7 protein-coding genes are annotated in these 7,330 nt (G+C 36.3%); 2 read left to right on the top strand and 5 right to left on the bottom strand.

All coding sequences use genetic code 11. The features are described 5' to 3' along the window. The first annotated feature begins 222 nt into the window (after positions 1–222). Complete coding sequence (locus J7E52_RS26050) at positions 223–2,682, top strand: SpoIID/LytB domain-containing protein (RefSeq protein WP_214751363.1); 2,460 nt, start codon at positions 223–225, stop codon at positions 2,680–2,682. A gap of 342 nt (positions 2,683–3,024) precedes the next feature. Here J7E52_RS26050 and J7E52_RS26045 read toward each other — a convergent pair whose 3' ends face one another. From J7E52_RS26045 to J7E52_RS26025, 5 genes are all read right to left on the bottom strand, one after another. Continuing rightward, the gene (locus J7E52_RS26045; protein ID WP_286198092.1) at positions 3,025–3,534 is read right to left on the bottom strand and encodes a DUF402 domain-containing protein; all 510 of its coding nucleotides are present in this window, start codon (positions 3,532–3,534) and stop codon (positions 3,025–3,027) included. A gap of 152 nt (positions 3,535–3,686) precedes the next feature. Continuing rightward, positions 3,687–4,181: a GNAT family N-acetyltransferase gene (locus J7E52_RS26040; protein ID WP_214751361.1), complete on the bottom strand. Its 495-nt coding sequence runs from the start codon at positions 4,179–4,181 to the stop codon at positions 3,687–3,689. A gap of 132 nt (positions 4,182–4,313) precedes the next feature. Continuing rightward, positions 4,314–4,736, bottom strand: a complete 423-nt coding sequence (locus J7E52_RS26035) for a cytidine deaminase (RefSeq protein ID WP_214751359.1) — start codon at positions 4,734–4,736, stop codon at positions 4,314–4,316. A gap of 490 nt (positions 4,737–5,226) precedes the next feature. Then, a complete protein-coding gene (locus tag J7E52_RS26030; protein WP_214751357.1) occupies positions 5,227–5,967 on the bottom strand; it encodes a class I SAM-dependent methyltransferase in 741 nt (246 codons plus the stop codon). A 269-nt stretch (positions 5,968–6,236) separates the two neighbouring features. Then, positions 6,237–6,806, bottom strand: coding sequence for a nucleotidyltransferase domain-containing protein (locus J7E52_RS26025; protein ID WP_214751355.1), 570 nt, complete (start codon positions 6,804–6,806; stop codon positions 6,237–6,239). A gap of 200 nt (positions 6,807–7,006) precedes the next feature. Between J7E52_RS26025 and J7E52_RS26020 the strand changes: the two genes are divergently transcribed. After that, the coding region (locus J7E52_RS26020) for an IS110 family transposase (RefSeq protein ID WP_214751353.1) at positions 7,007–7,330 on the top strand (324 nt) is incomplete at its 3' end.

Here is a 7,330-nt window from a genome sequence, read left to right as displayed (position 1 = left end):
TTTTTATAGCTTATATTCTCCATTCCTTATGCAACTATCCTGCCCCGATAGTTGCATAAAGAAAAAGCTGCCTTAAAGACAGCTTCGATCTTCAGCTAACGCACCCGTTAGTTTAAGTAGAAATTTTCACAATATGACCCCTAAAATAGTATAGACTGATGTATCATTATGGATGGTATACTATTATTTTAATATTTTCCCAAATTATTAGGAGGTTATTCAATGAAAAAGGTGCGAAATGGAATATGGATGTTTGTTACACTCGTTCTCATGCTATCTTTACTTCCAGAAATGACTGTTAAGGCGGCAGCCGACCCGATCATTAAGGTTAAATTAAAAGGCTACCTTGGTAACAAATCTGAGATTACCGTCGAACCGGAAGTCACGTACACTACGAATCTAGCAAATGTAAAACTAGAATCGAACAAGAAGTATACGTTGAGGGTCAGCGGTACGGAGATTGTTGTTCTAACAGATTCAAAAGAAGTGGGCAAAGCTTCTGAGATTGAAGTGAAACCCGAAACAGGGAACGGTCCACTTTCGATTAATGGCCGTTCATACTTAGGAGGTTTCCGCTTTATTATGGAAGATGGAAAATTCATCCGCCCCTTTAACTCGATTGGCCTTGAAGATTATTTAAAAGGGGTCGTTCCAGCTGAAATGCCGGCTTTATGGAATCAAGAAGCCTTAAAGGCACAGGCCGTTGCGGCAAGAACCTATGCAATGGGCTACATCAACAGAACGCCCGATGACACAATTAGTTACCAGGTATACGGTGGCTACGCTTGGCACGAAAATTCAACAAAAGCTGTTAAAGCAACAGAAGGTCAGGTCATTGGTTATGGTGATAAACTACATATAGGTTCAGATGCTCTTTTTTCCTCTAGCAATGGAGGAAAAACCGAGTCCAACAAAAATGTTTGGGGCGGCACAGAGCGACCATATTTAATGGTCAAAGACGATCCATATGATCCGCAAACTGTGTGGAGTTTTAGTGTGAAAAAGCAACAAATAGACCTTACAAACTTAGATCTAACCAAAGCAGATACATGGTGGGCGAATACGAAGGAAACCCAACAAACACAAGAAATTTCTAATATAAAAGCATGGCTACAGACAAATGGCTATACAGGTAAAGACATTAAAATTACGGCTGTCCCTTTCCTATCCCTTCACGCACCAACAAGTGGCGGCAGGGTGAGTAAAGGAAGTATTACGATTGAATTTATAGTGAAAGAACAGGGGAAAGCGCTACAGCAAAGTGTAATATTAGAAGACGTAACGGCTTCAAAAATTAGAGCAATTATCGGTCTGAGCTTCATGAAAAGCTATTTAGTAGACAAAGTGGATACTACAACGGATACGATTAACGTTTCAGGAAAGGGCTTCGGCCATGGTGTCGGACTAAGTCAGTATGGCGCGAAAAAAGCTGGCGAACAGGGAAATACGTATCGTGATATTCTTGCTTTCTATTATGAAGGGACAAGCTTAAAACAAGCGTATAAGCCAGAACCTGAGGAAGTAGAACCAGTAAAGCCAGAACCGGCACCAGTCATTCCAACGCCAATCCCAACACCAGTTCCAGATCCTGCACCTAAAGATGAAACAGCACCAACGATTAAAGATATAAAAACCGATTACGATTCTAAAACAAACCAAGTCAAATTAACCTTTGATACGAATGAAAAAGCGAATGTGACAGTGGAAGTAAAGGATGAAAAAGAACAAGCCGTCGCTTCTCTTGTCAAAGGGGACGAAAAGCCGTCAGGATCGCAATTAGCCGTTTGGGATGCATCAGAGGTAAGCAACGGTTCGTACACCTTTGAAATTACAACGATTGATAGTAGTAATAATACAAGTTCAGCATCGGTTCCATTTACATTAATAAAGCCTGATACAACGGCTCCAGTTATTAAAAATACAAATACCTCATATGACTCAAAAACGAATAAAGTTTTTCTGAAGTATGAGATCAATGAAAAAGCTAAGGTTATCGTTCAAGTAAAAGACGTAAAAGGTAAAATCCTAGCTACTCCGATCAATAATGTAGAGAAAAATGCTGGTGTTCAATGGACATCGTGGAATGTCTCGAAGGTATCGAACGGTAAGTACTCATTTGAAATTACAACGATTGACAGCAGTAAAAATAAAAGCTCAGAAACGGTTCCATTTACATTAACAAAACCCGATATATCGGCACCTTCCATTAAAAATATAAAAAACTCATATGATTCAAAAACGAATAAAGTTTCTTTGAAGTATGAGATTAATGAAAAGGCGAAGGTCACCGTTCAAGTAAAAGATGCCAAAGGCAAAACCGTCGCGACACTGACCAATAATACTAATAAAAATGCCGGTGTCCAAAGTGCATCATGGGATGTATCAAAGGTATCGAACGGAAAGTATACGTTTACCATTACAGCGATAGATCCAAGCCAGAACAAACGTACAACGACCACTTCCTACACATTAAACAAACCGGCAGCGAAGAATATAACTGGTAAGGTCAATGCTACGAAGTTAAATGTCCGTTCCCAACCATCCACATCAGGGAAAGTTCTTGGCTCTTTGAAGAAAGACCAAATCGTTACCGTAATTAATAAGAGCAACTCTTGGTACAAAATTCAGTACGGTAAGGGAACAGGTTATGTGCACGAAAAATACCTAACGAACGTCCGATAACGAAATCAATCAGTGAAAAGGCCTAGGTTGGTGAGCACTGAAAAAGACCATGTTTTTTTAAAAGATGGTCTTTTTCTATAAATTTCATTTCCGATGGTTGTCTGTTCTAATAAGGTTGATCAAAAGTTCCTCCTAAACTCACATATTAACTTAAATAAAAAGAATCCATTTTGAAAAAAGATTGATCAAAATGGATTCTTTTCTTGTTAATTATTATACAGTTTTTATAAAAAAATTTTATTATTTTTAGTAAACCTTATGCAACTAACGCACCCGTTAGTTTAAGTACAATTCTTCACAATCTACTCGATTTAAATAGGAAAAGCAATACCTACTCCGGGTCTAAGAATTTTGGTTTTCAAATAGAGACGCAACTTGATTGTTGAAAGGGAAATTTCCCCGCCTCACTCCTTCCTTTAGTCTTTTTAGTGCTTTTAGTGTCTCCCTCTTTAATTCTATTGAATACCCATATTTAATACTATTTGATTCAAATTCATCCTCATCAACCACTCTCCATTCTTTATTTTTTTCCTGAATAAAATCTAAATCTAAATCAACAAAACTTATTTCTTTGTTATTAAATATGGAAGGCTTTGCTACATTACAATAAGTAGATACAACTTTTCCATCTTCAACCTCCATCGCAGCCGTGAACCATTCTTTCAAGGAAAAATACTCTAAAGAGGTATTTTCGATAGTAAAAATCTTATTTTTGGTATGATGAATAAATTTGCGACCTGGTTTGCATAGGACAAGTAAATAATCGGAGGTGTGACGAAGCAGTTCGCCTTCCCATTCATAGTGAAGAATATCAGGGAATTTAAGGGCTTTAATTTTCACCAGATTACTCAATTTAATCCTCCTCAAAATATTTTATTCTAAATATTTCGCCCGATTTTTGGAAATTTCCTTCTTCAACTAAACTGCCCCGTTAGTACCTTAAGAAAAAGCTACCTTAAAGACAGCTCCAATCTTCAGCTAAAGCACCCGTTAGGTAAAAATTTCTAACTGGAAGAGATGTTATATATCATTGTCCAAGATGTTCCTGATGAATCACATTGTTCAAATCCAAGTTTCTTATAAAGTTGTACAGCCTGAGTGTTTTTAGGGTCAACGCTCAAAGATAGTGATGTATAACCATCTCTAGAAGCTGTTTCAATTAACTTTTCCATAAGCAGGTTACCTATTCCCTTACCTCTTACTTTATTAATTACAGCTATACCCAGTTCAGGAGTCTTATCATCAACATATCCATAACCTTTTTGATTTTCTGCAAATAGGCGATACCATGCTGCACCAACAGGAAAATTATCCTCAAAAGCAATTATTGCTCTATCACCTTTTCGTCCCCATCCCTCACTATATTTTTTGATATGTGGTAAATTTAACAGTTCTTCTTTAGGTGGCTTATTTTCAGGAATATAAATAGCTTCATACATCATATTCGTTAAAAAATCTAAATCATGCTCACTTTGTTCCAAACTTTTTACATGTATCAAAATTAATCACCCCATTTGTTACTAATTCGACATAGTAATTTTATTACCTGTTCTTCAACTAAACTGCCCCGTTAGTGCCATAAGAAAAAGCTGCCTTTTAAAGACAGCTCCGATCTTCAGCCAACGCACTCGTTAGTTGAATAATTCTTCATCTTTGTATGCGTGAGACCAATGATACGGCTGGACTTCTTCTAAGGTTTTAAAAAGTAATTGTTCCTGATCCTTTGAAATAGTAACTGCGACTTTTACATCCCTTCCCCAGTAAAATAATCTTTCTTGACAGACCCCACAAGGAGTTAATACTTTAAATTCTTGGTTTTCATCATCTCTTATAACGCAAATTGAATGAGTGATTTTTGTATTAAATTTATGTGCTTCCAAAATCGCACCTGTTTCTATACATAACTCTGTTGAAGCATTTATGACCTCTGGTGATACACTTGTCAATATTTCTCCATTGTTAGTGTACATTGCTGCTGCTCCACCCCAGCCAGAAGGGTATCTTTTTTCAATAAGTTCTTTCGTTGCTTGATATAACTTTTGTTCAATATTCACTCTTTTCCCCCAACTTTTATTCTAATTCAAATATCCAACTTAATTGTAACATCTTAAATCGTTCTTCAACTAAACTGCCCCGTTAGCCATCCATGAAGCGCAAAAATCAGCGCTTCACCACAGAGAATGAAAATTGGTCTCTATGTCGATAATATTTTAATGGCTGGCGAAGAAGGTCGTTGAACTATGGTGCCTTTGAGCCCATCCGTTAGTCTGACTCCGACGACCGCGGTGTACCACCGACTGTCGCGCCCTTTTTGGGTAGCACTCATGGGAGATTAATCCTTTTTTGGTCGTCGCGCTGGCCTCTACTTAATTTGCTTTAATTGGAGGTTTTTGTTTAACGATTTACCAAACTCAATCAGATCACTCATAAGGCTCAGCCTTTTTTTAAAAAGCGTTTTTACTGGGTGGTTTTTTCTGGATTTTGAGCTTTTTTAATTTTCATGGGAGTGCAATAAGAAAAAGGTTGCCGCGGCAACCTCCAATATTACCAAACTTTCTTTGCCCTAATGATCATAAAAGAAGGTTTTCTCATCTCATTAATAATTTTCGGTAAACTATTCAATGCTTTTTTATCGGGAATAGGCTCAATTACTTGCTCAATCTGAAAGCCATTCAGGATTAGTTCATTTATTAGAGTTGAAAAAGTACGGTGATATTTAACAATACCGTCTATATACCAATGTTGCTGCCTTTCACCTTCGTCCTGATAATGATCAACTGCATAATGTGATCTGTTGTTTTCTTTATCAACTATCCAATTATCCATATTTCTTCTAGCTGTTACAATCGGATGCTCAATGGAGAAAAGAAAAACCCCCATTTCTTTTAAACAACAGTTAATTTTTTTTATAACAACATCATAGTCCCGTATATAATGTAAAGCTAGTGAACTAACTACAACATCAAATTCATGTTGTTTTATCTGAAGATCTTCTAAAGCAATATTTACATAGTTAATACGTTCATGGGAATTTCTTTGCTGAGCAACTTGAATCATTTTCTTTGAAATGTCTATCGCCACGACCTCCCTAGCCTGTTCCTTTACACAATACTTTGCGAAGTCCCCCATACCACAGCCTACATCCAATACAATTTTATTCTTTAATTCAGGTAGCATATCTCTTAGGGTAGGTTGTTCTAGTAAATCATTGTAATTCGATTCAGACTCACGTAGGTTTCGGTAACTCTGGAAGAATTCTGGATGATCATAAATGTTTTGTTTCATGTTCAAAATCGCCTCTTTCTTAAGGGAATTTTTCATTGTTACTATCATAATTTTTCCATATTTATTAAAAAAGAAATAGACTTATATTTATGTTTTTGGTAAGATTTGGATTGAGGCATGCCTAGAATAAATATAATGGTTTCCATAATAAAAAGGAGAATCCTTACCCAAAGGATTCTCCTTTTTGAATCTGTTAAATAATGCTTTATTGAACAAAATTAAACACTTTATTCTTTTTTCACTAACTACACCGTTATTTCATTAAGACGTTATGTTAAGAATTGAAGCCATTTATGTTCAGGTTCGTGCAATTGTATAGCATACTGAAGCCATTCTTTCCTCTCATCATCTAAATTATCTATTATCGCCATAAAGTCTTGATGGTCTTTATCTCTTGTGTTTTTCACTTTATATAAAAGTACAATTTCTGGATTTAGATAAGGAATGCCTGTATCAGAATAACTCCAAACTGACTTAAGTGGATGGGAAATCGTTAAATCCCTTCTGAATTTCCAATCATTATCCTTTGTTTCATTTAGAAGAACTTCTAATTTATCTCCATTTGACTTATTCAATGCGTGTATTTCGTGAATAGGTAACTCTAAAAACTCATTTTCCCAAGTATAGAACCTACCTTTAATAACCTTTTTAAAATCCCATTCTTTAAGAAATTCCTTCAGGTTTAATTGATCTTTCCGAAATAAGGCAATCTCTATATCTTGATGTTGTCTTGTTTCTCTACCGATAAAAAGGTCAATTGCCCAACCGCCTGCAAAGAACCACGTTTTATTAAATCCTGACATTAAAGAAGTAATTCTCTGACATTGTTCAAATGACATTAAAATCCCCCAGACAAAAAATCCTTCCATATGCTTTTTGCATTTTGAATAACCTCTATACTGAAACCTTAATGAACTAAACTGCCCCTTTAGCATTCCTGTAGATTGTTAAATATCAGGTTTGAAAAAAATAGAGCCCCTCAGTAAGATACGAGTATAGAGTCCAATCTAACTCAAAGTCTTAAGGAGGAAGCCCTACTATGAATTTTAAAATGCAAAACAAACAAAATCAACTAATTGAGAGAATTACGGATCAACATCTAGTTGTTGGTGTGGATATTGCCCAACACGTACACGTGGCCCGTGCTGTAAACTATAGGGGCATTGTGGTCGGGAAACCTTTGTCTTTTGAAAATAACGAAGAGGGCTTTACTAGCTTACTAAACTGGATCAAGGAACTAAAACACATGAAAAACCTAGACACCACGATAGTCGGAATGGAACCTACCGGTCATTATTGGATAAACCTCTCAAAGTGGCTACTCAAACAAAACATGGATGTCGTCACGGTCAATCCTCATCAT

It is taken from the genome of Bacillus sp. ISL-34, assembly GCF_018613325.1.
GTDB lineage: Bacteria > Bacillota > Bacilli > Bacillales > DSM-1321 > Peribacillus.
Note: the sequence above shows the minus strand (reverse complement) of the source record. Positions and strands in the feature narration are given on the sequence as shown.

Coding starts and splice junctions, on each gene's coding strand:
- J7E52_RS26025 (WP_214751355.1), bottom strand. CDS start 6,806: ATGTCATTTGAACAATGTCAGAGAATTACTTCTTTAATGTCAGGATTT.
- J7E52_RS26030 (WP_214751357.1), bottom strand. CDS start 5,967: ATGAAACAAAACATTTATGATCATCCAGAATTCTTCCAGAGTTACCGA.
- J7E52_RS26050 (WP_214751363.1), top strand. CDS start 223: ATGAAAAAGGTGCGAAATGGAATATGGATGTTTGTTACACTCGTTCTC.